Origin of the sequence: Arthrobacter agilis, assembly GCF_030816075.1 — a bacterium.
Classification (GTDB): Bacteria; Actinomycetota; Actinomycetes; order Actinomycetales; family Micrococcaceae; genus Arthrobacter_D; species Arthrobacter_D agilis_E.
The window spans coordinates 2,220,640-2,244,838 of sequence record NZ_JAUSXO010000001.1 but is presented as its reverse complement, the minus strand read 5'-3'; the positions used below and the strand labels follow the sequence as shown (position 1 = coordinate 2,244,838).

Here is a 24,199-nt window from a genome sequence, read left to right as displayed (position 1 = left end):
CATCCGGGGCGGAGCGTATCTGCGGGCGCCAGGGCGTCCGGTGGAAGCCGATCGCGGGCTTGGACTGCGTGCGGGCTGCGGAGGGAGACCTGCGCCCGCGGGAACTCGGGATCGAGTTGGTACTACGGGTTATCGACGAGGTGATAACGACCGGGCATCCATTACTACACCGTCAAGACTACCCTGCCCGCTCCTCCCCGGTGTCATCGCAGGCCGGGCGGGGGTGCGTCCGGGGGTTTGACCTCGAAGCGCAGGCGGCGGCGCGCGATGTCGGCTTCCAGGAGCACCACGGTGACGCGTTCGCCCGCGACGAGCTCGCCGTAGCATTTGGCCTCGAGCGGCGGTTCGGTGACCTGCACGGTGCCGGACAGGCGGGGCGCCTGCTTGCCGGGGGCGTCCTCGGCGGCCGGCGGCGAACCCTGGAGGACGACGGCGGAGAACGCCTCGCCGATGCGGTTGCTCAGCAGGGCGGCCTGCACCGCGTCCATCGCACCCGAATCGAGCCGCGAGGCCGTCTGGTTGGAGGACGCCATGAGCGCGTTGAGGTCCGGCAGGGCCGCCCGCACCCACTCGGGTACCTCCTCCCCGGCACAGAGCGACGCACAGGTCACGAGCACGAAGCGGTCCACGAGGCGTCGGAGGGGAGCGGTGGTGTGGGCGTAGGGTGCGGCGATCGCGGACTGGACGACGGCGTCGGGCACCTGTCCGTCGAAGGCGGTGTACCCGGCGCCCCGGAAGAGCGAGGCCGCGGCGTGCATCAGCGCGAGCTGTCGCGGGTCGGCGACGTCGAGCGTACGGAGGAACGCGTCGTAGGGCAGGTCCGCCGGCCAGGGGTGCTCGAGGGCCTCGGACTGCCGCCGGAACTTCGCGAGGGCCCCCTCGTCGGGCTCGGGCATGGTGCGCAGGATGCCGATGCCGCCGTCGATCATCATGCGGGCGGCGGCCATGCCCGTCATGAGGGAGATCTGCGCGTTCCAGTCCTCGCAGGGCAGGGCGGGCTCCGTGAGGATGCCGTAGCTCTCGCCGTCGTGGGTGATCTCCTGGCGGGGCAGGTTGAGGCTCGCCCCGCCGCGCTCGAGCTCCTGCTGGATGCGGTGCAGGCCGATCTCCTTCAGGAGGGTGAGCTGCTCGTCGGCGGTACCGGCGTCGATCTCCGCCTGGGCCTCGGCGTAGGTGAGCTGGCGTCGGCTCCGGACCATGGCGCGGCCGACGGTGACGGACTGCACGACGGCCGCGGCATCGAGGCGGAAGTGCCACACGAAGGCGGGCCGGTCCCGGTCTGGGAGGAGGCTCGCGGCGTCCTCGGAGATGGCCTCCGGGTGCAGCGAGATCCGCCCGTCCGGTGCGTACATCGTCTGTCCGCGGAGCCGTGCCTCCGCATCGACGGCGCCGCCGGGGCGCACGAAGAGCGGTACGTCGGCGATGGCGTACCAGACCTCGTAGCCCGTCGCGTCCGTGGCACCCGGGTCGGCCGGGTCGGCGCTGCCCGTCCGCACGAGGTGCACGGCCTGGTCGAGGTCCGTGGAGCCGGGCGGGTCGATGGTGAGGAACGGCAGGTCCCGCAGGTCCGTCGCGGGGAGATCCAGGGACGCCAGTGCGGCCTGCGCCTCCCGCAGGACCTCCTCGGGGAAGTCCTCGCGGATCTCGAGTTCCTCGCGCAGGGCCCGCAGCGACTCCGTGAGGCGCTGCTGGGACTCCCGGTCCCTGATATCCATATGCTGTGCGGGCACAGGCATTACGGTAACGCACGTCACAGACATCGGGGGTCCTCCCGCGGGCGGGCCGCGGGGGTTGCTAGGCGTCGTGGGGGCGGAGCGACGCCACGGCCTTCAGGACACGGCGCTGCCGCGTGTCGGCGCCCTTCGCCTGCTCGATGGGCAGGACGAGTGCCTTCCGCCGGCTGACCGACAGGGCGGCGAACGCGGCGACGAGCGCCGGATCGGCCGAGAGGGCGACGGCGAGGTCCTCCGGCACGTCGACGGTGCGCTCCTCGAGGTCCAGGCGGAGGCCCACGGCCACCGTCTGGTCGGCTGCCACCCCGGCCCCGGTCCGATGCTCCGCACTGACCGGGATCATGGCGCGGCCGTTCATGGATCCGACGGTGGTGCGGAAGGTGTAGGCACCCAGCGTCACGGTCACGGCGGGGCGCCTGCCGCCGCCGAGCGACGCCAGCACCTCCTCCGGGACCTCGATGCCCGTGGCCGTGCGGCCCGCCCGCTCCAGGACAGCCGAGAAATCCATGTGTTCCTGCCTTCCGTCCGGCCACCGGCACGCATCCGCGCCGACCGGAGAGGTCCCCTCCGGCCCGTCCGGCCGGTGGGGACCGAGCATAGACCGACGGCGGCGGTGCGCAACAGGTCCCGGCGCCGTGCGGCAGGTTGCCGCGCCGGTCGGAGTGCGTACTCTTAGCAGAATGAACAACGGCTCCTCCGACAGCACGGCCCTCTCGGCAACCGGACGGGATCGCACCGGATCCGAGGATGCGGCCTCCGGAATCACCGTTCCCGCCACAGACGACGCGTTCGCGAATCCCCTCTACGCGCGCTTCGTGACCGACCTCCTCGGCATCGTCGCGTACGGGGAGCTGTCCGGATTCGAGCGGCTGTCCTCGGACGCGCGGTTCTCGCCCAGTCTCGCCGACCGTGCCGGCCTGGGCCGGCTGGCCGTGCAGGAGTTCGAGCACTTCGAGATGGTCGGAGCCTTCCTCGCGGACCTCGGCATCACGGTCGAGGACGCCATGACCCCGTTCCAGGCCTCCATCGACGCCTTCCACGAGCGGACACGCCCCGGTGACTGGTACGAGTCGCTCATGAAGGCCTACGTGATCGACGCCTTCTCCGGGGACTTCTACCGGTCGCTGGCCGGCAGTTTCGACCCCCGCACCCGCGAACTCATTCGCGCCATCGACTCGGGCGACGGTGCGGCCCACCTCCAGAGACGGCTGAAGGAGGCACTCTCCGACGATCCCCGCCTCGCCTCGCGCCTGGCACTCTGGGGCCGCAGGCTCGTGGGGGAGGCCCTGACCCAGGCGCAGCGGGTGGGGATCGAGCGCGAGTACCTCGCCGGTCTCCTCTTCGCGAACGAGCCGGACCACACGCAGCACACGACGGCGCTCTTCGCGCAGCTCACCCGGAACCATTCACGGCGCATGAGCGCCCTGGGACTCACCGCCTGATCCCGGCCTCTCCCGGGACGCGGCAAGACCCGTGGTCGACGGCGCCAGCCGCCCGCCACGGGTCTTGAGGTGAAGAGGTCCCTCGCGCGGCTAGAGTGCGCCGAACCCGACGCGTCGCGTCTCCTCGGCGCCGATCTCGACGTAGCCGAGCACCGACGTCGGGACGATCACCTGGCGGCCCTTCGCGTCCTTGAGGCGCAGCTCGGTACCGCCGCTCATCGCCTGGGCCACGAGCTCGGCGATGGCGTCGGCGCTCTCGGAGGATTCGAGGATGATCTCGCGGTTGACGTTCTGGATACCGATCTTGATTTCCACGGCGTGTTCCTCCTGTTGTGTGGGCAGTCCTACTGCTTCGAAAACTACCCTAGATCTCTTTCGGGAAACGGCTGATTCCGCGCCAAGCTAAACGGTAGATGAGCTCCGCGGCAGCATCGATGTCGAGACTGCCGTCCGTCTCCAGCCAGTAGCGTGCGCTGACCTGGGCCATCCCGGCGAGGCCGCGTCCCAGCAGCGTCGCCTCCACGATCGAGAGCTGCGTGTCGCCGGCGATCACACCGGCGATCGCGCCGGCGAAGTGGGCGTTGAACTCCTCGAGCCGGCTCCGGACATCGGGCTCGTTGCCGATGTCGGACTCGAACACGAGCCTGTGCGCCTGGCTGTCCTGGGCGATGAACTGGAAGTAGGCCCGCATGGTGGCGTGGACGCGCAGCTTGTTGTCCTCGGTGGACCGCAGTGCGTCCACGAGCAGCTGCGTGAGTTCGGCGAGGTGCCCGTCGAGCAGCGCGAGATAGAGATCCCGCTTGCCGGGGAAGTGCTGGTAGAGCACGGGCTTGCTGACCTTGGCCGCCACGGCGATGTCGTCCATGGCGGCACCGTGGTAGCCGTTGCTCACGAAGACTTCCTGCGCCGCCGCCAGGAGCTGGCGTCGTCGCTCGTCCCGCGGCAACCGGACGGCTTTTCCTGCGGTGGTCGGTTCAACACTCACGTGAGGTGTTCCTCGGGCTCTGCGGGCGGGGGGATCAGCCCAGTTTACCCACCGGTAGGAAGCGGGCCGTCCCTGACCGGGAGGCCGAGACGGCGGACCCGCTCCGGACGCTGGGTCGGCGACGTCTCCTCCCCGGGGAACCGGTACGGCGGAGTAGCTCCGCGGGCGGGAGGGGGCGGTGCCCGCTGGCCCGGGCCCGGGGGAGCGCCCTACCCTTGGGCATGACCGCTTTCCCGTCGTCCGCGCCCGTGAGTGCCCAGGCCGTCCCGTCAGCACCGCCCGGCGTGGCCGCGGGCCTGCTGCCCCTGGTCGAGGCGAGGGGGAGCCTGTCGCAGGAGGAGACCCTGCGGTATTCGCGGCACCTGATCATCCCCGGTTTCGGCACGGAGGCGCAGCTGCGCCTGAAGAATGCGCGCGTCCTCGTGATCGGCGCGGGAGGGCTGGGATCGCCGGTGCTCCTGTACCTGGCGGCGGCGGGCGTGGGGACGCTCGGGGTCGTGGACGACGACGGCGTCGAGCTCTCCAACCTGCAGCGCCAGGTCATCCACGGCATGCCGGATCTCGGCCGGTCGAAGGCGGAATCCGCCCGCGACAGCATCCTGGCGCTGAATCCGCTCGTGGACGTCGTGCTGCACGAGGAGCGGCTGGACCGCGGCAACGCGCTGGAGCTCTTCGCCGGGTACGACCTCGTCATCGACGGCACGGACAACTTCGCCACGCGCTACCTCGTCAACGACGCCGCGGCGATCCTCGGCAAGCCGTACGTGTGGGGCTCCATCCTGCGGTTCGACGGCCAGGTCAGCGTGTTCTGGCAGGACCACGGACCCACCTACCGCGACCTGTACCCCGAAGCGCCGCCGCCCGGTTCCGTGCCCTCGTGCGCAGAGGGCGGGGTGCTGGGCGTGTTGTGCGGGCAGATCGGCTCCGTGATGGTCAACGAGGCGATCAAGCTCATCACGGGGGTGGGCACCACGCTGCTCGGCCGGGTGCTCGTGTTCGACGCGCTCGACATGAGCTGGCGGGAACTGCGGGTGCGGTCCGACCCGACGGCGTCGCGCATCACCGAACTCATCGACTACGAGCAGTTCTGCGGCCTGCCGTCACCGGCGGCCGCGGCGGCATCCGGGGAGGCGCCGGAGGAGGTCGTGCCGACCGTGTCCGTCGAGGAGCTCTCCGCGCTCCTCGCGGCGCGCGCCGCCGGCACCGCGGACTTCGACCTGCTGGATGTGCGGAACCCCGAGGAACACGCGATCGTGAGCATCGACGGCGCCGTGCTGGTGCCGAAGAACCTGATCATCGACGGGGACACGGTGATCGAGCCGGGCAGGACGCTGTACGTGCACTGCAAGTCCGGCGTGCGGTCGGCCGATGTGGTCCGCTTCCTCCGGGACCACGGACACCGTGATGCCGTGTCCGTGGAGGGCGGCATCATCGAATGGGTGCGGAGGATCGAGCCGGAGAAGATGACCTACTGACCCTTCCCGCCCTCGTGGGCGGGCCGCGCCGGGAGCGATGCCGGGCAGGGTGCTCCGGTCAGGTGCTCCGGGTCAGGCGCTCTGTGCGGGCCGTTCGTGGTCCACGGGGCAGACGGCGCCGTCGAGGTGCTCGTGCGGTCGGGTGGCCGGCACGACCTCGGCCGCATGACCCGGGGCGCCGAGGTCCGGATGCGGAGCGGGCGTCTTCTCCGCGGGCGCCATGTCGATCCCGTAGAGGGCTTCGAGCGCTGCGGTGTAGTCGTCCTGGCGTCCCTCGGCAGCGAGTTCACGCGCTCGGACGGTGGGCACGTGCAGGAGCTGCCGGACCATGCGCCGCAGGGCGAACTCGACCTCCTCCGCAGCGGCCGTGCAGCCGTGCTGGGCGCGGACCCGCTCCATCTCGGAGTCGAGGACCGCCTGCGTGTGCCGGCGCAGTGCCACGATTGCCGCGTTCATGGCGCGGGTGGTCTGCTGTTCCTCGAAGGACCGCGCGGCGCCGCGCACGAGGTCGGCGGCCTGAGCGAGCGCGTCGGCCTGCTCCTCGGGGGCCGCGGCGCGGACGGACTCGAGGGTGATGAGTTCGACGTCGTCGAGGGTCCCGACGGCGGGGTCGAAGTCGTGGCTCAGGGCGAGGTCGATGACGACGAGCGGGCGGTTGCTCCCGGCGCGGACCCGTTCGATGTCCGCGGCGTCGATCCGGGCGTCGCTGCCGCTGCAGCCGATGACGACGTCGGCGCGGCGCATGGCGCCCGGCAGGTCCGCCGCGGTGACGGCGGTGCCGCCGCGGGAGGCGACGAAGCCCTCGGCGCGTCCGGAGGAGGAGAAGACGGAGATGTCCGTGCAGCCGCGCTCCTTCAGCGCGGCCATCGCGGCGCCCGCATACGCGCCCGTGCCGAACAGCACGACGGTCTTGCGCGACCAGTCGGCGTCGGCGGAGAGATCGCCGGCGAGCTCGAGGGCCACGGAGACGATGGACCGGCCCCGGCTGCCGAGCGCCGTCTGCGCGCCGACGTCCTTCGCGGTCTTCGAGGCGGCCTGGAACAGGCGCACGAGGCCGCCGCTGGCAGCACCCGAGCCCTGCGCCTCGATGAGTGCGCGGCGCACCTGGCCCGCGATCTCGCGTTCACCGATCACGGCGGAATCGAGCCCGGCGCCGACGGCGAAGAGGTGTTCGGCCACGCCCTGGCCGGTGTGGGTCTCGAAGGACGCGGAGACCGACTGCTCCGGGATGCCGGAGTACTCGCTGATGGTCGACACGATCGCGGAACGGGCGGCCTCGACGTCCTCTTCGGAGGGCGCTTCGGCGTAGATCTCGAAACGGTTGCAGGTCGCCAGGACGACGGCACCGGACACGGCCCTGTCATCGGCGAGTACGGAAGCAGGGACCTGGGGTGCCCCGACGCTCAGTCGGGCGACCGTCTCCAGGTCCACGTTCGAATGTGTCGCTACAAGTGAAAGAAGTACCACAGTCCTTCGATCATACCGAGAACAGGCCCCTCCCACTGATGAGGCGATCCTTACCGGGGCTTGCTTTCCGCGGATTCCTGCGGGATTCTGTCCCTCGGCCGCCGGGGTGATCTTGGCCACGCACCCCCGCGCCGCAGGAATCCCGGTTAACGCTCCGGCGGGATCTTCGGCAGAATCGGCGGTATGGACCTCGCCGCATCGCACCCGCTCAACGACGGCCGCACGTCCGGCTCGGCCCTCATCTCCGCCTATCGCGGCCTGACGCCGCACCGGCGTCCCGTGTGGTTCATGCGCCAGGCCGGACGGTCGCTGCCCGAATACCGGGCGCTGCGCGCAGGCACCGACATGCTCGCGTCCTGCCTGGACCCCGAGATGGCGTCCGAGATCACCCTGCAGCCCGTCCGCCGCCATGATGTCGACGCCGGCATCTTCTTCTCCGACATCGTGATCCCGCTGAAGCTCGCAGGTGTCGACGTGGACATCGTCCCCGGGGTGGGCCCGGTCCTCGGCAAGCCCGTCCGCACCGCCGCCGACGTCGCCGCCCTGCCCACGCTGACCGACGAGGCGCTCGACCCGATCCGGCAGGCGGTCGCCCTGACCGTCGACCAGCTCGGGAGCACGCCGCTGATCGGCTTCGCCGGGGCGCCGTTCACCCTGGCCGCCTACATGGTGGAGGGGCGGCCCTCACGCGACCACCTCGGCCCGCGCACCATGATGCACGCGGACCCTGACACCTGGCGCGCCCTGACCGACTGGGCCGCGGACGCGTCGGGCATGTTCCTGCGCGCACAGCTCGAAGCCGGCGCCAGCGCGGCGCAGCTGTTCGACTCCTGGGCCGGCTCGCTCGGACTCGCGGACTACCGCCGTCACGTCGCCCCTGCCTCGCGGCGGGCCCTCGACCACGTGCGCGGTCTCGGGGCGCCCCTGATCCACTTCGGCACCGGCACGTCCGAGCTCCTCGTCGCGATGCACGAGGTGGGCGTGGACGTCATCGGCGTCGACTACCGGCTGCCCCTCGACGAAGCCGGCAGGCGCCTCGGCGGGACGGTCCCGCTGCAGGGCAACATCGACCCGGCCCTGCTGCCCGCACCTTGGCCGGTCCTCGAGCGCCACGTCCGCGAGGTGCTGGCCGCCGGAGCGTCGGCCCCCGGGCACGTGGTGAACCTCGGACACGGCGTCCCGCCGGAGACCGACCCGGACGTCCTGACACGCGTCGTCGAACTCGTCCACTCCGTGGAGCCGTAGCCGTGGCAAGGAGCGCCGGTGGACCCGGCGGCGAGGACCTGCCGGCAGGGCTGCCCGGCGGTCCGCCGCAGGAGCGTGCGCGCCGCCGCACCGTCGTGGTGATCGGCGGCGGCATGGCGGGCCTCGTCGCCGCGCGGACCCTCCTCCGGCAGGGGCTCCACGTCACGCTGCTCGAGCGGTCCGGACGCTTCGGGGGCACGGTCGACGGACGCCTGCTCGGCGGCTTCCAGCTGGACAGCGGCGCGGAGTCCTTCTCGACCCGCTCCGCCACGGTCCCGGCCCTCGCCGCCGAACTGGGGCTCGCCGACCGGATCGTCACCCCCGATGCCACGGGCGCCTGGGTGCAGCTCCCGGGCAAGGACCTCCGTGCCTCGGCGCAGCCCCTGCCCAGTTCCGGTGTCCTCGGGATCCCCGCGGATCCGACCGACCCGGCGATCACCGCCGTGATCGGTCGCGCCGGCTCCCTCCGGGCGTCCCTCGACAGGGTGCTGCCCGTCGGATCCCTCGCGACGCGCAGCAGGGTGAGCCTCGGAGAGCTCGTCCGCACCCGTATGGGGGACGAGGTGCTCACCCGCCTGGTGGCCCCCGTGGCCGGCGGTGTCTTCTCCGCGGACCCGGACGACCTCGACGTCGACTCCGTGGCGCCCGGCCTCCGCACCACGATGGCCCGCCTCGGCTCGCTCGGAGCAGCGGCAGGAGCACTGCGTGCGGCGGCACCGGCCGGCGCCGCGGTCGGTGGGCTCTCCGGCGGGATCGCCCAGCTGCGGGACGCACTCGTCGCGGAACTCACGGCCGACGGCGCCGACCTCAGGACAGGGGAGCAGGTGACCGGCCTCGCCCGCTCGGCCACCGGGTGGACGGTGACCACCGAACACTCGTCCCTCACGCGCCGCCTGCCGGCCGACGGCGTCCTCGTCGCCACGGAGGGCCGCGCCGCCGTCGACCTCATGGCCCCGGTGATCCCCGACCTCGCGACCGAACGGCCCGATCCGGTACCCGGCGTCGCCCTCGTCACCCTGATCGTCGACGTGCCGGAGCTGGACGCACGGCCGCGGGGCACGGGCGTGCTCGTCGCACGCGGCGTGGAGGGCGTCGCGGCCAAGGCGCTCACGCACTCCACCGCGAAGTGGGCGTGGCTGCGGGACCAGGCCGGCCCGGGCTCGCACGTCCTGCGGCTCTCCTTCGGGCGGGTCGGGGACACACCCGCCGACGTGGGGCTCTCCACGCCCGACGACGCCCTCTACCGCCATGCGCTCGCCGACGCCTCGACCCTCCTCGACCTACCGATCGTCGAGGCGGACGTGCTCGACTGGGACGTGGTGCGCTGGGCGGGCGCGCTGCCCCACGCCTCCGTGGGGCACCGGGAGCGGGTCGCCCGGATCCGGTCGGCCGTCGCCGACCGCTCCGCGTCCCTCGCGGTGACGGGCGGATGGCTCGCCGGGACGGGTCTGGTGGCGGTGATCGACGACGCCCGGGCCCGCGCGCAGGCCCTCGCCGACGCCCTGACGGGTGGCCCTGCCGAGGACGGCCCTTCCACCGGGATGTGACGTTGATCTCTTCTACCCCCTGTAGAAGAAAAGGGATTCGGTTCGACTCCGGGCGAGGGGCAGACTAGTACCATGACTGAGCCAACATGTAGCAACCCCGCCCACGCTCCGAACGGAGGGGGCGCCGAAGCCCCCGGTGAGCTGTTCTACACCCTCTGGACCGTCTTCAAGCGGGACGCCGCGACCACCGGTTCCGATGCCCGGCAGCTCGAGGAGGTGCTCTCCTCCTTCGAGCAGGACGGCGTGGTGCTCCGCGGTTTCTACGACGTCTCCGCCATGAGGGCCGACGCCGACGTGATGGTCTGGCTCCACGGGCCGCGCCCGGAGGAACTGCAGGCCGCCGTCCGCCGCCTGCGCCGCACCGAGACGTTCGCCGGGACCAGCGTCGTGTGGTCCGCCATGGGCGTGCACCGCGACGCCGAGTTCTCGAAATCCCACAGCCCGGCCTTCTCCCGCGGCGTCGCCCCGGCGGAGTGGGTGTGCGTGTACCCGTTCGTCCGGTCCTACGACTGGTACATCCTTCCCCAGGACGAGCGCCGGACCATGCTCATGGACCACGGGATGAAGGGGCGCAAGTACCCGCAGGTCATCTCCAACACGGTGTCATCCTTCGCCCTCAACGACTACGAATGGATCCTGGCACTCGAGGCTCCCGAGCTCGTGGACCTCGTGGACCTCATGCGGTACCTCCGGGAGACCGAGGCACGCCGCCACGTCCGCGAGGAAGTGCCGTTCTATACCGGCCGGCGGATCAACCCCGACGAGATTGCAGAGGTGCTCCAGTGACGACACAGGCTTTCGACCCGCTCGAGGGCGTCGACCAGAACGGCCGCATGGCCCCGAAGGCGTACGACGCCGTCGTGCTCGCCTCCTTCGGCGGCCCCGAGGGGCAGGACGACGTCATCCCCTTCCTGCGCAACGTGACCCGCGGCCGCGGCATCCCGGACGAGCGCCTCGAGGAGGTCTCGCACCACTACCGCGCGTTCGGTGGGGTGAGCCCCATCAACAGCCAGAACCGGGCGCTGCGCGCCGCCATGGAGGCCGAGCTGCGCGGCCGCGGCATCGACCTGCCCGTCTACTGGGGCAACCGCAACTGGGAGCCGTTCATCGCCGACACGCTCCAGGAGGCCTACGACGCCGGGCACCGCAGGGTGCTCGCCGTCACCACGAGCGCCTACTCCTGCTACTCGAGCTGCCGCCAGTACCGTGAGGACCTCGGTATGGCCCTCGTGAAGACCGGCCTCGAAGGCCGGCTCGAGGTGGACAAGGTGCGCCAGTACTTCGACCACCCCGGCTTCGTGGAACCCTTCGTCGAGGGTGTGACGGAGGGGCTCGCCACGGTGCGCGCCGGGCTGGCCGAACAGGGCACCCCCGACGCCCCCGTCCACATCATGTTCTCCACCCACTCGATCCCCATGGGCGACGCGGAGGCCGCAGGCCCGCGCAACGGCGACGGCGGACCGGCCTACGAGGACGGCGCCTACGTGGCGCAGCACCTCGCGACCGCCCAGGCGGTGCTGGACCGCATCCCCGGGGCCGCGGGCGTCGAGTGGTCGCTCGTGTACCAGTCCCGCTCCGGCGCGCCCCACATCCCCTGGCTCGAGCCCGACATCAGCGATGCGCTCCGTGACCGCTACGAGCACGGGACACGCGGCGTCGTGATCGTCCCGCTCGGCTTCGTCTCCGACCACATGGAGGTCGCCTGGGACCTCGACACCGAGGCGATGGAGACCTGCGGCGAGCTCGGGATCGTCGCCGACCGCGTCCCCACGCCCGGCACGCACCGGAAGTTCGTGGAGGGCCTGGTCGACCTCATCCTCGAGCGCACCGTCGAGAACAACATCGCGGACCGGCCGTCGGCCACGGCGCTCGGTCCCTGGTACGACGTCTGCCGCCCGAACTGCTGCGCGAACCGTCGCGGGGAGAAGCCGACCATCGCGGCCGTCGACTCCACCGTGGGCACGCCGCTGCCGAACCCCGGGATGTGATGACGACGGGTATCAGGGTCGGCACGCGGGGCAGCGCCCTCGCGATGACGCAGACGACGACGGTCGCGGAGCGCGTGGCGGATCTCGCCGGACTGCCGTACGAGCTCGTCCGGGTCCGGACGGAGGGTGACGTCTCCCGGGGCTCGCTCTCGCAGATCGGCGGCACCGGCGTCTTCGTCGCGGCCCTCCGCGACGCCCTCCTCGAGGAGCGCTGCGACATCGCGGTGCATTCGCTCAAGGACCTCCCCACGCTTCCCGCGCCCGGACTCACTGTCGCCTCGGTGCCTGAGCGGGAGGACGTCCGCGACGCCCTGTGCGCGCGCGACGGCCTGACGCTCGCGACGCTCCCCGACGGGGCGCGCGTGGGCACAGGATCGCCGCGCCGTGCCGCGCAGCTCAGGTCCGCGCGGCCGGGGCTGGAGGTCGTCGACATCCGCGGGAACGTGGACACGCGCCTGGGTCGCGTCGCCGGACTCGTGCCGGGTGCGCCGGGAGACCTCGACGCCGTCGTCCTCGCCGCCGCCGGGCTGCGCCGGCTGGGCCGCGACGGGGTCATCACGGAGTTGATCGACACGGACGTCATGCTCCCGGCCGCCGGTCAGGGGGCCCTCGCGGTCGAATGCCGCGAGAGCGAGGCGACACCGCACGTGCGGGAGGCGCTGGCCACCTACGACCACCTGCCCACGCGCCTCGCGGTGACCGCGGAGCGCGCCGTCCTGCTGCAGCTCGAAGCCGGGTGCGCCGCCCCCATCGGTGCGCTCGCGCGCCTGCAGGGCGACGAGCTGTCGCTCGAGGCCGTGGTCTGCAGCCTCGACGGCCGCTCGATCCTCCGGCTCACGCGCTCGGCACCCGCCACGGACGCCGTCGCCGCCGCGCAGCTCGGACTCGAGCTCGCCGAGGAGCTGCTCGCCGCCGGTGCCGCCGGCATCGCACCGCTGAACAGCTGAGGCCGGCGTGGCGGAGCAGCGGGCGGAGAAGCCGGTGATCGTCCTGCGGCATCCCGCCCGCGCGGTCCGGATCGCCGAGGCACTCGGCGCCGCCGGCCTGACGGCCTACGCGCTGCCCCTGACGGACACCGAACTCCCCGTCGACACGGCGGGCGTCGCGGAAGCACTCGCGCGGCTCGGACGGGGCGGCTACGCGTGGCTCGTCGTGACGAGCGGCAACACCGTCCAGTCCCTGGAGATGCTCGTGCGGACGGACGGGACGACGCTCGCCGCCCTCGTCCGCGCCGGCCACGCGCGGGTCGCCGCCGTCGGTGCCGCCACGGCCCGGCTCCTCACCGCCACCGGCACCGGCGTCGACCTGGTTCCCGGCCGCGCCTCCTCGGCCGGCCTGCTCGATGCCTTCGGCCCGGGCCCGGGCGAGGTCCTCCTGCCCCAGGCCGATCTGGCGCCGGACGACCTGCGGATCGGCCTGACGGGCCTCGGCTGGTCGGTGCACCGCGTCGAGGCGTACCGGACGGTGCCCTACCCCGCCCACCCCGCCCGGCGCGTGCCCGGCGTCGAGGAGGAGGGGACGCCGCCGCCCCTGCTGTCCGTCCCCGACGTCGTCGGGACCGGCGCCCGCCCTGTCCACCCCGCCGTCGTGTTCACGGCCCCGAGCGCCGTGCTGCAGTTCCGTGAAAGGCTGGGTGGCGGGCCGCTCGCCTTCCTCCCCGTCGCGATCGGGCCGACCACGGCCGCGGCCCTGCGCTCGCAGGGCTGGGAGCCCGCCGCGACGGCCGCGGAACCGACACCGCCGGCGATCGTGGCGGCCGTCGAGGACGCCTTCTCGCGCGGCCGGACGACATACTTCGCACCACTGAACGGAGATCGACCATGAGTTTCCCCCAGCACCGCCCCCGGCGGCTGCGGTCCACACCCGCCCTGCGGCGCATGGTGGCCGAGTACCGCGTCCACCCGTCCGAGCTGATCCTGCCGGCGTTCATCCGGGAAGGGCTCACCGAGCCGTCGCCCATCCTCTCCATGCCGGGCGTCATGCAGCACTCCACCGACTCGCTGAAGCGCGCGGCCACGGAGGCGGTCGAGCGGGGTGTGGGCGGCATCATGCTGTTCGGCATCCCCGCACACCGCGACGCGACGGGGAGCGCCGGCATCGACCCCGACGGCGTGCTCAACCGGGCCATCGCCGACGTCCGTGCCGAGGTCGGCGACTCGCTCGTCGTCATGAGCGACGTCTGCCTGGACGAGTTCACGGACCACGGGCACTGCGGCGTGCTCGCGGAGGACGGTTCGGTGGACAACGACACGACCCTGGCCCTGTACGCGCAGATGGCGGTCGAACAGGCGAACGCCGGGTCCCACGTCCTCGGCCCCTCCGGCATGATGGACGGCCAGGTGGCCGTGATCCGCCAGGCGCTGGACGAGGCCGGACACCAGGACACGGTGGTGCTCGCCTACGCGGCGAAGTACGCCTCCGCGTTCTACGGTCCGTTCCGGGAGGCCGTGGACTCCCAGCTGCAGGGCGACCGCCGGACCTACCAGATGGACGCCGCGAACCGACGGGAGGCGCTCCTCGAGGTCGAGCTCGACATCGAGGAGGGCGCGGACATGGTGATGGTGAAGCCCGCCATGAGCTACCTCGACATCCTCGCCGACGTCGCGGCCATGTCACCCGTGCCCGTCGCCGCGTACCAGATCTCGGGGGAGTACGCGATGATCGAGGCCGCCGCGGCGAACGGCTGGATCGACCGCCGTCGCGCCATCGAGGAGTCCGTCCTCGGCATCAAGCGCGCCGGCGCGCAGATGATCCTCACCTACTGGGCCTCCGAGCTTGCGCTCTGGCTCGACGAGAAGAACTAAGGAACCCTTCATGACACCTTCCCCGACGACGTCGGACACCCTGTACGAACGCGCCCGGGCCCTCATGCCCGGCGGGGTCAACTCGCCGGTCCGGGCCTTCGGGTCGGTCGGCGGGACGCCGCGCTTCCTCGTCGACGCGCACGGCGCCTACGTCACCGACGCCGACGGCACCGAGTACGTGGACCTCGTCTGCTCGTGGGGTCCGGCGCTGCTCGGACACTCCCACCCGGACGTCATCGCCGCGGTCCACCGCGCCGTCGACCACGGGCTCACCTTCGGCGCCTCGACGCCCGCCGAGGCGGACCTCGCGCAGCTCGTGCAGCAGCGCGTCCCCGCCGTCGAGCTGCTGCGCATGGTCTCCACCGGCACGGAGGCCACCATGACCGCGGTGCGCCTGGCCCGGGGATTCACCTCGCGCAACCTCATCGTGAAGTTCGCCGGCTGCTACCACGGGCATGTCGACAGCCTCCTCGCCTCCGCGGGATCGGGCGTCGCGACCCTGGCGCTGCCCGGCTCCGCGGGCGTCACGGAGGCGACGACCGCGGAGACCCTGGTGCTGCCGTACAACGACGTCGAGGCCGTCGAGGAGGCCTTCCGGACGCACGGCGAGCACATCGCCGCCGTCATCACGGAGGCGGCACCGGCCAACATGGGCGTCGTGACGCCGGCGCCCGGTTTCAACGCCTTCCTCAGCCGCATCACCCGCGAGAACGGCGCGCTGTTCATCGTCGACGAGGTCATGACCGGCTTCCGCACCCACGCGGGCGGGTACTGGAAGCTCACGGGCGGGGCCGACGACGCCGAGCACCCCTGGACACCCGATCTCCTGACGTTCGGCAAGGTCATCGGCGGCGGGATCCCCGCCGCCGCGCTCGGCGGGCGTGCCGACGTCATGAACTACCTCGCGCCGATCGGGCCCGTCTACCAGGCGGGCACGCTCTCGGGCAACCCGATCGCCATGGCCGCGGGCGTGGCCACCCTCACCGCGGCGACCGACGACGTCTATCGCCACGTCGACGCGCGCTCCCTCGAGGTCAGCGACGCCCTCTCGGCGGAACTCTCGAAGGCCGGCGTGGACCACTCGATCCAGCGCGCAGGCAACCTGTTCAGCGTCGCCTTCGGCACCTCCGAGCACGGCGTCCGGAACTACGCGGACGCCCAGGGGCAGGAGGCGTTCCGCTACGGCCCGTTCTTCCACTCCATGCTCGACTCGGGTGTCTACCTGCCGCCGTCGGTGTACGAGGCCTGGTTCCTCTCCGCGGCGCATGACGACACCGCGATGGAACGCGTGCATGCAGCCCTTCCCGCCGCAGCCCGGGCGGCTGCTGCTGCCGTAGCGGCGGACTGACGCCGGGACGGCAGCGGCCGACTCCGACGGGCCCCGTCGGCGTCGGCCGCTGCGCCGCCCAGGGACGGCCGGCGCTCCCCGGGGCGATGCACCTCACCCCGGGGCGGGCCCTGCAGGCCCGGCCGGTGCCCCGATGACGGGCCAGGCCCGTTCGATCACGGCGTCGGGCTCGGTCCGACGGAGGTACTCCTCGAAGCTCGCCGCCTGACGGTCCGCCCACACCACCAGCGACGCATGGAGGTCGGCTGCGGGTCGCTGGAGGAAGGCGTAGCGGTCGGCGAGGATCCGTCCCACCTCCAGCGTCGCGAGGACATCCGCGGCAGAGGTGTGCGCGTTCTCGAACCGGATGCCGTAGTGCTCGCACAGGGCGGTCAGGGTCCGCTTGCCGCGCCGGTACCGGTCCGCCTGCTTGTCCATCACGTAGGGGTCGATCACCGGCGATGGGCGGGGGATGTCCACGGCATGGCGGCGTCCCTCCTGCTCGAGCACCGTGAAGTCGTAGCGCGCGTTGTAGGCCAGCACGGGGACGCCGTCGCCGAAGAGCCGGGCGAGGACCGCCGAGATGCCCCGGACCACGTCCGCGGCCGCCAGCCCGTGTGCACGCGCATGCGCCGTGGTGATGCCGTGGATGGCAGCAGCCTCGTCCGGGATCCCGACGCCCGGATCCGCCAGCCACTCATGGTGTTCGAGGACCTCCCCCTCGCCGTCGACGAGGACGATCGTCGCGGTGACGATCCGCGCGGACAACGGGTCGCGTCCCGTCGTCTCGAGGTCGAAGGCCGCCCTCGGGCCCACGTGCCAGCTGCTCATGGAACCACCGTACTGGCGGCCTCCGACCAATTGAGGCCTCGCGACGGCGCGCCGGGACTAGGGTGGGGACCATGCGGGGTGGAGGCACGGACAGCGGGGCAGCGCTGCGGCAGGACGCCGCCGGCCGGGTGCGCACACCCTCCCGTGTCGACCCCGACGCCTACGTCGACGCCGTCCTCGCGGTCGCCGGGATGATCCCCGCGGCGCGCGTCCTGACGTACGGGGACATCGCGGAACTCCTGGACTGCGGTGGCCCCCGGCAGGTCGGCAGGGCCCTGGCGCGCAGTACGTCGGGGGTCCCGTGGTGGCGGGTCCTGCGGGCCGGAGGTCACCCCCCACGCGGGTTCGCCCGGCAGGCGCTGTCCCACTACGAGGAGGAGGGTACGGCCCTGACCGTGCCGGCGGGCGCGGAGGACGCCGAGGGGTACCGCGTGGACCTCCGGGAGGCACGCTGGTGGCCCTCCGAGGCGGAGCAGTCCCGCATGGCCGCACTCGGCGCGTCCCTCCGGCGGACCGGCCCGTAGACCACCGACGCGGTGCCCGTCGACGAGTCGCTGATTGTCCGTGGCATGTGATGGTCTTGAGGCATGACCAGCACTCTCCATGACGCTTCCACGACGGCGGACGCCGCCCCCGGGGAGGGCGCCTCGCCGTCCGCGAGGGCACACGACGCCGTGCTCGCTTCGCTGGAGACCGTCACCGGTCAGGTCCTCGTCCTCGGCGCCCCGGGCAGCGGGAAGTCGTCCCTGCTCGCGGACCTGGCCGTGCGGCGCATCGAGGCAGGAGCGGTGGTCCCCGAGGGGCTCCTCCTCCTCGCGCCCACACGCGCCGCCGCCACCCGGCTGCGGGACGACCTCACCGCCAAGCTCGACCGCAGCATCAGCACGGCGCCCGCGCGCACCTGGTCCTCCTACGCGTTCGACCTCATCCGGCGTGCGAAGGCAGAGGGCCGCACCCCCCTGATCACGCGGTCGCCCAGGCTCCTGGCGGGTGCCGAACAGGACCTCATCATCAAGGAACTCCTCTCCGGACACGGCCGCGACGGTGCGGCGTCCCCCGCGTGGCCGTCGAGCCTCGCGCTCGCGCTGCCCACGCGCGGGTTCCGGCAGGAGATCCGCGACCTCTTCGACCGCGTGAGCGAGTACGGGGTGCCGGCCGACGACCTCGCGGAGTGGGGACGGCGGTTCGACCGCCCGGACTGGGTCGCGGCCGCAGCGCTGTACCGCGAATACCGCGACGTCCTGGATCTCCGGATGCCCGAGGCCTTCGACCCGGCGGGCATCCTCACGGCCGCCCGGGAGCTCCTGGAGACGGACAGGGACTTCCTCGACCAGGAACGCGACCGGCTGCAGCTCGTGCTCGTCGACGACTACCAGGAGGCGAACCCCGCCGTCCACGCGCTGCTCGGACTCATCGGGGCCGGCAACGACGTCGTCGTCACCTCCTGCCCGGACACCGTCGCCCAGGGCTTCCGCGGCGCCCGCCCGGAACTGACCGGACGGCTCTCCACCCTGTTCCGCGACGGTGCCGGCCTGACCACCGTGACCCTGCCGGGATCGCTGACCATGGGGGAGCGGCTCGCGGAGGCATGGGGCAACGTGGCGGCTCGTATCGCCACCACCGGCGTCAGCACGGCCTACCGCGCGCCGCAGGGCGGTGCAGGGGACCACGAACGGCCGAACGGGCAGCAGCACGCAGGGGACGACGCCCGGGAGGAGCTCCGGGGGGACGCACGGGAGGACGGCGGGACCACGGGCGGGCCCGCCGTGTCCGCCCATGTGCTCGACAGTGTCTTCCACGAACAGCGATTCATCACCCAGCGGGTGCTGGAATCCCACCTGTTCGGCGGACGGAGTCTCGACGACATGGCCGTGATCGTCCGCAACGGCGCGCAGGTGAGCGCCGTGCAGCGCTTCCTGACCGCGCAGGGCATCGCCGTGAACGTCCCGGCCGCGGAGACGGCCATCCGCGAGGAACCCGCCGTGCGGCCCCTGCTCGACCTCTACGCCGTCGTCGTGGGACGGGCGGAGCTGGACACCGAGCTGTGCATCTCCCTCCTCACGTCGAGGATCGGCGGTGCGGGCAGCCTCGACCTCCGGCGGCTGCGCCAGATCCTGCGGCGCACGGAACTCCAGCAGGGCGGAGGCCGGACCAGCGACGAACTCCTCGCGGCCCTGTTCTCCGCGCCCGAGGAGATCGCGGCACTGCCGTCGGAGGGCGCCCCGGTGCGCAGGCTGCACCGCATGCTCGAGGCCGCCCGCGCCGCGATCGCCGACCCCGGGCGGGACCCGGAGACGGTCCTGTGGGCGCTCTGGTCGGCCTCCGGGTTGGCCCAGCAATGGTCGTCCGCGGCCGTGTCCGAGGGGCCCTCGTCCGCGCGGGCGGACCGGGACCTGGACGCCATGATGGCACTGTTCACCACGGCCGAGCGCTTCGTCGAGCAGATGCCCGGCGCGGACCCCGAACTCTTCCTCGACTACATCCTCAGCCAGGACATCCCGATGGACACGCTGACGCAGCGCACCACCCGCCACGCGTCCGTCTCGGTCCTCACGCCGGCCAGCGCCGCCGGCCGGCACTGGCCGCTGGTGATCGTCGCAGGGGTCCAGGACGGCGTCTGGCCGAATCTCCGCCTGCGCGGGGAGCTCCTCGGGTCCGGTGAGCTGCGTGCCCTGCTCGATCACGGTGAGTCCTTCCGCAGCACCCGGGACCCCGTGTCGCTGCTGCAGGACATCCGCTTCGACGAGCTGCGGACCTTCTCGCTCGCGGTCTCCCGGGCCACCGAGGAACTGATCTGCTGCGCCGTCTCCTCCCAGGACGAGCAGGCCTCCCAGTTCCTCGACGTGCTCGACCCCCTGCCCGCCGGCGTGGCGGAGCGCGCACGCACCGAGGTCCTCCGGCCCGTGACGCTCCGCGCGCTCGTCGCCGAGCTGCGCAAGTTCGCGCAGGACCCGCAGGCCGGCCCGGCCCTGTCGCGTGAGGCCGTCCGGCACCTGGGCCGCATGGCGGTGCTCGAGCCGCCGGTGCCCGGCGCCCACCCGGCGCAGTGGTGGGGCGTCCTCGCAATGAGCAGCGAGGACCCCGTGGTACCGCCGGACCAGCCCGTCCCGGTGTCGCCCTCCAAGGTGGAGTCCGTCCTCACCTCCCCCCTGAGCTGGTTCGTCTCCGCGGCCGGAGGCGAGCGCACCACCGACTTCGCCCGGTCGCTCGGCACCCTGGTGCACCAGATCGCGCAGGACCTCCCGGAAGCCACCGGCAACGAGTACGTCCGGGAACTGGAGCGGCGCTGGCCGCAGCTCGGCATCAGGGACACGTGGGAGGGTCAGGCCGACTTCCGGCGCGCCGAGGGCATGGTGCGCAAGCTCGCCGCGTACGTGCTGTCGATGCGGAAGGCCGGGCGCACCCTCGCCGCCACGGAGGTCGACTTCTCCGTGGACCTCGACGTGCGGCTCGGCGGGTCGGAGCGGATCGCCCGGCTGCGGGGCCAGATCGACCGGCTCGAGCTCGACGCGGAGGGCAGGTTCGTCGTCGTCGACCTGAAGACGGGCAAGAGTGCGCCGGCCGTCGCGGAGATCCCCCGGCACCCGCAGCTCGCCGCCTACCAGACCGCCGTGTCCGCGGGTGCGCTGCAGGACGCCGGCGCCACCGACCCCGCCGACCCCACGTCAGCGATGGAGGGACCCGTGGTTCCGGGCGGTGCATCGCTCGTCCAGCTCGGCAAGGACTCCAAGTCCGTCTCCATCCAGGAGCAGCCCCCGGTGGGCCCCGACGACACCTGGGCGAGGACCATGATCGAGGACGCAGCGGCGCTCATGGCCGCGGCCACGTTCGACACCATCCACGATCCGCGGCGTTCCGGCTTCGGCGGCAGCGGCTGCCGCCTGCCCGAGATCTGCCCGCTGTGCGAAGAAGGCAAGCAGGTGACCCAGTAGTGGCCGGCACGAAGACCACACGATACTCGGCACGCGGCCTCGCGGAGCTGCTGCACACGGACCCCGATGCGCCGGTGGCCTATCCCACGGACGACCAGGCGCGCGTGATCGAGGCCCCGCTGGAGCCTCTCCTCGTGATCGCCGGCGCGGGATCCGGGAAGACCCGGACGATGGCGGACCGCGTCGTCTGGCTCGTCGCGAACGAGCTCGTGCGCCCCGAACAGATCCTCGGCGTCACCTTCACCCGGAAGGCGGCCGGCGAGCTCGCCTCGCGGGTCCGGCAGCGCCTCGCGCAGCTCTACGCCGCCCTCGAGCGTGACGACACCACCCCGGCCGGCGGGGACTCGCTCGACCGGCTGGACCCGGCCATCTGCACCTACCACTCCTTCGCCAACGGGATCGTGCAGGACTACGGGCTGCGCATCGGCGTCGAACGCGACTCGGTCATGCTCGGGACCGCCCAGTCCTGGCAGCTCGCACACTCGGTGGTGGAGACCTACGACGGGGAATGGGAGCACTTCACGGCCGCGAAGAGCACGCTCGTGAAGGCGGTGCTCGACATGGCGGGGGAGTGCGCCGAGCACCTGGTGAGTCCTGCGACCGTCCGGAGCGAGCTGCGTCGCCACATCGAGCACGTGACCTCCCGGCCGTACGTCGCGGGGGCCGCCAGGCCCACCACGCAGGACGCATCGAAACTCGTCAACAAGCTGCGCACCCGCATCACCGTCACCGAACTCACGGAGCGTTACGCCGCCGCGAAGCTCGCACGCCGGCAGCTCGACTTCGGGGACCTCGTCTCCCTCGCCGCGAGGATCGCCCGGGACATTCCGGAAGCGGGCCGGATGGAACGCGAGAAGTACAGGGTCGTGCTGCTCGACGAGTTCCAGGACACGTCCCACGCGCAGATGGTGCTGTTCTCGCGGCTGTTCGCCGACGGGCGCTCCGTCACCGCCGTCGGTGATCCGCACCAGTCCATCTACGGGTTCCGGGGCGCTTCCGCAGGCCAGCTGGCCACCTTCCGCACGGCGTTCCCGGCCGTGGGCGAGGACGGCCGCGCCCCGTCGGAGGTCGCCCACCTGTCCGTGGCCTGGCGCAACGCCACGTCCATCCTCGAGGCCGCGAACACCGTGTCCGCGCCCCTGAACGTCCCGGCGCCCTGGCTTCGGAACACCTCGGTCCAGCAGGTGCCCGGACTCGTCGCACGGCCCGGTGCACCGCTCGGTGAGGTGACGCTCGGGCGGTTCCTCACCGATGCTCCCGTCACCGCCGGCCCGTCGACGGACGGCGCACCGTCGGATCCCGCCCCGGCCCTGAGCGAGGCCGAGGCGATCGCGCGGGAAGTCCTCCACCAGCGGCGGCGCAGCTTCGAGACCGACGACGCCGGCGACCCGCTGCGGCCGACGATGGCCGTCCTGTGCCGGGGCCGCAAGCAGTTCGACCCGATCCGGCGTGAACTGGAGCGGGCCGGCGTGCCCGTCCAGATCGTGGGCCTCGGCGGGCTGCTGCGGACCCCTGAGATCGTCGACCTGCTGGCCACCCTGAGGGTCCTCGGCGATCCCGACCGCTCCGACGCGATGCTGAGGCTGCTCTCGGGCGCGCGCTGGCGCCTCGGTCCGGCGGACCTCATGGCGCTCGGCGACTGGTCCCGGCAGCTCGCCCGCACGCGGGAGGCCGCCTTCCGCCGTGGCGCCTCTCGGGGGAAGGAGCTCGACGACGAGCAGGCCGCCGACGCCGTCGTGGCGCCCGACCTCGCCGAGGCGGGCAGCCTCGTCGAGGCCGTCGACTACCTCCCGCCGACGGACTGGGTGTCGTCGTCCGGCCGGTCCCTCAGTGACACGGCGAGGCGGCGGCTCGACGCGCTCCGACGCGAGCTGCGTAGCCTCCGCGGGTTCGTGGGAGATGACCTGGGCACCATGATCGGGGAGGTCGAGCGCACCATCCTGCTGGACATCGAGGTCGCAGCGAAGCCGGGAGTGAGCATCCATGAGGCACGCCGGAACCTCGACGCCTTCACCGAGGCCGTCGCGGGATTCGTGTCCACCGCCGAACGGGTCGACCTGCCGGCATTCCTCGCCTGGCTCGAGGCCGCCGACCAGGAGGAGGACGGCCTGCCCGTGACGCAGCTCGAAGCGAGCAGGGACGCGGTGCAGCTCCTCACCGTCCACGCCTCGAAAGGCCTGGAGTGGGACGTCGTCTTCGTGCCCGGCCTCAACGAGGGATCCTTCCCCAGCGGCAAGGACTCACGCTGGAGCAGCGGTGACGCCTCCATCCCCTGGCCCCTGCGCGGAGACGCAGCCGAGCTTCCCCAGTGGGACTGGGAACAGCAGGACCAGAAGGAGTGGCTGGCCAGCGAGAAGGAGTTCACGGGCGAGGCGAGGGCCCATGCGGAACGGGAGGAACGGCGGCTCGCCTATGTCGCCTTCACCCGCGCCAAGCATTCGCTCGTGTGCACCTCGTCGGCGTGGGGCGGGGGGCGGTCCCGGCCCTCGGGCCCGTCGCCCTACCTCACCGATCTGGTGCACCTCGCCGGGTCCGGCACGGCCGGCTTCTCGGCGCCGCACTGGGTCCCGGAGGAGGACGAGGGCGACGCCAACCCCGCGAACGCCAGACCCGAGCGTGCCACTTGGCCGTTCGACCCGCTGGGCGCCCGCCGCGCCTCCATGGAACGTGCGGCGCAGGCCGTCCTCGAGCAGGCGGCGGCGCCGGCGCCGGCGGACGACGCGGACGGCGGCCGGTGGGGACGCGAGGTCCGACTCGCGCTGGCCCGGCAGGCACGTGAGCGGGAACGCCTGCCGCTGGCGCTGCCCTCGCACATCTCCGCCTCGACGCTGGTGGAGTTGCGCGAGGATCCCGGCGCCGTGATGCAGCAGCTGCGGCGGCCGCTGCCTCGGCGTCCCGGTTCGGCGGCTCGCAAGGGAACGGCGTTCCATGCCTGGATCGAGGAGTTCTACGGTTCCAGCGGCATGCTCGACCTCGGTGAGTACCCGGGTGGGGCGGACGCGTACGTGGACGAGACCCTCGGGTTGAAGGACATGGCCGCGATCTTCGAGCAGTCCGAGTGGGCGCTCCGCGAACCGGCGGCCATCGAGGCCCCGATCGAGACGCGGATCGGGAGCATCGTGGTCCGCGGCCGCATCGACGCGGTGTTCCGCGACGCCGACGGCGGCTGGGACCTCATCGACTGGAAGACGGGCCGCCCGCCTGCCCCGGACCGGCGCGCGGCGAAGGCCGTCCAGCTCGCGGTCTACCGCCTGGCATGGTCGCGGCTGAAGGACGTGCCGCTGGAGAAGGTGCGGGCCGCCTTCTTCTACGTCGCGGACAACCTCGTGGTGCGGCCGCACGACCTGGCGGACGCGGCGGAGCTCGAGGAGATCATCCGGGCCGCGGATGCCGTGGCCGGCTGATCGCCGGGGCGCGGCGGGG

General features: G+C 72.5%; 19 protein-coding genes. 13 read left to right on the top strand and 6 right to left on the bottom strand.

Annotated elements, in window-relative coordinates; genetic code table 11:
* Positions 1–203: 203 nt before the first annotated feature.
* Together QFZ50_RS10375 and QFZ50_RS10370 are read right to left on the bottom strand one after the other, a co-directional pair.
* Positions 204–1,730 carry an RNB domain-containing ribonuclease gene (locus QFZ50_RS10375; RefSeq protein ID WP_373462263.1) on the bottom strand — a complete coding sequence of 509 codons (1,527 nt, stop codon included), beginning with the start codon at positions 1,728–1,730 and terminating at the stop codon, positions 204–206.
* Positions 1,731–1,794: 64 nt separating this feature from the next.
* Positions 1,795–2,241 carry a YdeI/OmpD-associated family protein gene (locus tag QFZ50_RS10370; protein ID WP_307083935.1) on the bottom strand — a complete coding sequence of 149 codons (447 nt, stop codon included), beginning with the start codon at positions 2,239–2,241 and terminating at the stop codon, positions 1,795–1,797.
* Between the two features lie 172 nt (positions 2,242–2,413).
* On the opposite strand from QFZ50_RS10370, the gene QFZ50_RS10365 reads away from it, so the two are divergent.
* Positions 2,414–3,175 (top strand): ferritin-like fold-containing protein, encoded by a 762-nt coding sequence (locus QFZ50_RS10365; protein WP_307083934.1) that lies wholly within the window; start codon positions 2,414–2,416, stop codon positions 3,173–3,175.
* Between the two features lie 90 nt (positions 3,176–3,265).
* Here the strand turns inward: QFZ50_RS10365 and QFZ50_RS10360 are convergent, their stop codons facing one another.
* Both QFZ50_RS10360 and QFZ50_RS10355 read right to left on the bottom strand, forming a co-directional pair.
* A complete protein-coding gene (locus tag QFZ50_RS10360; RefSeq protein WP_307083933.1) occupies positions 3,266–3,490 on the bottom strand; it encodes a DUF3107 domain-containing protein in 225 nt (74 codons plus the stop codon).
* Between the two features lie 49 nt (positions 3,491–3,539).
* On the bottom strand, positions 3,540–4,160 hold the full coding sequence (locus QFZ50_RS10355; protein WP_307083931.1) for a TetR/AcrR family transcriptional regulator: 621 nt from the start codon (positions 4,158–4,160) through the stop codon (positions 3,540–3,542).
* Between the two features lie 221 nt (positions 4,161–4,381).
* Here QFZ50_RS10355 and moeB point away from each other — a divergent pair, with 221 nt between their 5' ends.
* Complete coding sequence (moeB, locus tag QFZ50_RS10350) at positions 4,382–5,635, top strand: molybdopterin-synthase adenylyltransferase MoeB (protein WP_307083929.1); 1,254 nt, start codon at positions 4,382–4,384, stop codon at positions 5,633–5,635.
* 72 nt (positions 5,636–5,707) lie between these two features.
* Here moeB and QFZ50_RS10345 read toward each other — a convergent pair whose 3' ends face one another.
* Positions 5,708–7,102 carry a glutamyl-tRNA reductase gene (locus QFZ50_RS10345; protein ID WP_307083927.1) on the bottom strand — a complete coding sequence of 465 codons (1,395 nt, stop codon included), beginning with the start codon at positions 7,100–7,102 and terminating at the stop codon, positions 5,708–5,710.
* A 183-nt stretch (positions 7,103–7,285) separates the two neighbouring features.
* On the opposite strand from QFZ50_RS10345, the gene hemE reads away from it, so the two are divergent.
* The 8 genes from hemE to hemL all read left to right on the top strand — a co-directional run bounded on the left by hemE (position 7,286) and on the right by hemL (position 16,034).
* A complete protein-coding gene (gene hemE / locus QFZ50_RS10340; protein ID WP_307083925.1) occupies positions 7,286–8,347 on the top strand; it encodes a uroporphyrinogen decarboxylase in 1,062 nt (353 codons plus the stop codon).
* 2 nt (positions 8,348–8,349) lie between these two features.
* The gene (gene hemG, locus QFZ50_RS10335) at positions 8,350–9,894 is read left to right on the top strand and encodes a protoporphyrinogen oxidase (protein ID WP_307083923.1); all 1,545 of its coding nucleotides are present in this window, start codon (positions 8,350–8,352) and stop codon (positions 9,892–9,894) included.
* A gap of 72 nt (positions 9,895–9,966) precedes the next feature.
* Positions 9,967–10,680 (top strand): hydrogen peroxide-dependent heme synthase, encoded by a 714-nt coding sequence (hemQ, locus tag QFZ50_RS10330; RefSeq protein WP_307083921.1) that lies wholly within the window; start codon positions 9,967–9,969, stop codon positions 10,678–10,680.
* A gap of 47 nt (positions 10,681–10,727) precedes the next feature.
* Entirely contained in the window at positions 10,728–11,882 is a 1,155-nt protein-coding gene (locus tag QFZ50_RS10325; protein WP_307086757.1) for a ferrochelatase, read from the top strand.
* Positions 11,882–12,829, top strand: a complete 948-nt coding sequence (gene hemC, locus QFZ50_RS10320) for a hydroxymethylbilane synthase (protein ID WP_307083919.1) — start codon at positions 11,882–11,884, stop codon at positions 12,827–12,829. The genes QFZ50_RS10325 and hemC overlap by 1 nt, the downstream gene beginning before the upstream one ends.
* Positions 12,830–12,836: 7 nt before the next feature.
* Positions 12,837–13,706 (top strand): uroporphyrinogen-III synthase, encoded by an 870-nt coding sequence (locus tag QFZ50_RS10315; RefSeq protein WP_307083918.1) that lies wholly within the window; start codon positions 12,837–12,839, stop codon positions 13,704–13,706.
* The gene (gene hemB, locus QFZ50_RS10310) at positions 13,703–14,686 is read left to right on the top strand and encodes a porphobilinogen synthase (RefSeq protein ID WP_307083916.1); all 984 of its coding nucleotides are present in this window, start codon (positions 13,703–13,705) and stop codon (positions 14,684–14,686) included. Before QFZ50_RS10315 ends, hemB begins: the two co-directional genes overlap by 4 nt.
* A gap of 10 nt (positions 14,687–14,696) precedes the next feature.
* Entirely contained in the window at positions 14,697–16,034 is a 1,338-nt protein-coding gene (gene hemL / locus QFZ50_RS10305) for a glutamate-1-semialdehyde 2,1-aminomutase (RefSeq protein ID WP_307083914.1), read from the top strand.
* Positions 16,035–16,127: 93 nt separating this feature from the next.
* On the opposite strand, the gene QFZ50_RS10300 is transcribed toward hemL, so the two are convergent.
* Positions 16,128–16,844, bottom strand: a complete 717-nt coding sequence (locus tag QFZ50_RS10300) for a 3'-5' exonuclease (RefSeq protein WP_307083913.1) — start codon at positions 16,842–16,844, stop codon at positions 16,128–16,130.
* A gap of 71 nt (positions 16,845–16,915) precedes the next feature.
* On the opposite strand from QFZ50_RS10300, the gene QFZ50_RS10295 reads away from it, so the two are divergent.
* The 3 genes from QFZ50_RS10295 (at position 16,916) to QFZ50_RS10285 (ending at position 24,180) form a co-directional block, all read left to right on the top strand.
* Complete coding sequence (locus tag QFZ50_RS10295; RefSeq protein WP_307083911.1) at positions 16,916–17,368, top strand: MGMT family protein; 453 nt, start codon at positions 16,916–16,918, stop codon at positions 17,366–17,368.
* A 63-nt stretch (positions 17,369–17,431) separates the two neighbouring features.
* Positions 17,432–20,776: an ATP-dependent helicase gene (locus QFZ50_RS10290; RefSeq protein WP_307083907.1), complete on the top strand. Its 3,345-nt coding sequence runs from the start codon at positions 17,432–17,434 to the stop codon at positions 20,774–20,776.
* Complete coding sequence (locus QFZ50_RS10285; protein ID WP_307083905.1) at positions 20,776–24,180, top strand: ATP-dependent helicase; 3,405 nt, start codon at positions 20,776–20,778, stop codon at positions 24,178–24,180. Before QFZ50_RS10290 ends, QFZ50_RS10285 begins: the two co-directional genes overlap by 1 nt.
* The last annotated feature ends 19 nt before the right edge of the window (positions 24,181–24,199 follow it).

Excerpts from the sequence above, each read along its gene's own strand:
- QFZ50_RS10290 (WP_307083907.1), top strand. The coding sequence starts at position 17,432 with ATGACCAGCACTCTCCATGACGCTTCCACGACGGCGGACGCCGCCCCC.
- QFZ50_RS10325 (WP_307086757.1), top strand. The coding sequence starts at position 10,728 with ATGGCCCCGAAGGCGTACGACGCCGTCGTGCTCGCCTCCTTCGGCGGC.
- hemB (WP_307083916.1), top strand. The coding sequence starts at position 13,703 with ATGAGTTTCCCCCAGCACCGCCCCCGGCGGCTGCGGTCCACACCCGCC.
- QFZ50_RS10370 (WP_307083935.1), bottom strand. The coding sequence starts at position 2,241 with ATGGATTTCTCGGCTGTCCTGGAGCGGGCGGGCCGCACGGCCACGGGC.
- moeB (WP_307083929.1), top strand. The coding sequence starts at position 4,382 with ATGACCGCTTTCCCGTCGTCCGCGCCCGTGAGTGCCCAGGCCGTCCCG.
- hemC (WP_307083919.1), top strand. The coding sequence starts at position 11,882 with ATGACGACGGGTATCAGGGTCGGCACGCGGGGCAGCGCCCTCGCGATG.
- hemQ (WP_307083921.1), top strand. The coding sequence starts at position 9,967 with ATGACTGAGCCAACATGTAGCAACCCCGCCCACGCTCCGAACGGAGGG.
- hemL (WP_307083914.1), top strand. The coding sequence starts at position 14,697 with ATGACACCTTCCCCGACGACGTCGGACACCCTGTACGAACGCGCCCGG.
- hemE (WP_307083925.1), top strand. The coding sequence starts at position 7,286 with ATGGACCTCGCCGCATCGCACCCGCTCAACGACGGCCGCACGTCCGGC.
- QFZ50_RS10365 (WP_307083934.1), top strand. The coding sequence starts at position 2,414 with ATGAACAACGGCTCCTCCGACAGCACGGCCCTCTCGGCAACCGGACGG.
- QFZ50_RS10300 (WP_307083913.1), bottom strand. The coding sequence starts at position 16,844 with ATGAGCAGCTGGCACGTGGGCCCGAGGGCGGCCTTCGACCTCGAGACG.
- QFZ50_RS10295 (WP_307083911.1), top strand. The coding sequence starts at position 16,916 with ATGCGGGGTGGAGGCACGGACAGCGGGGCAGCGCTGCGGCAGGACGCC.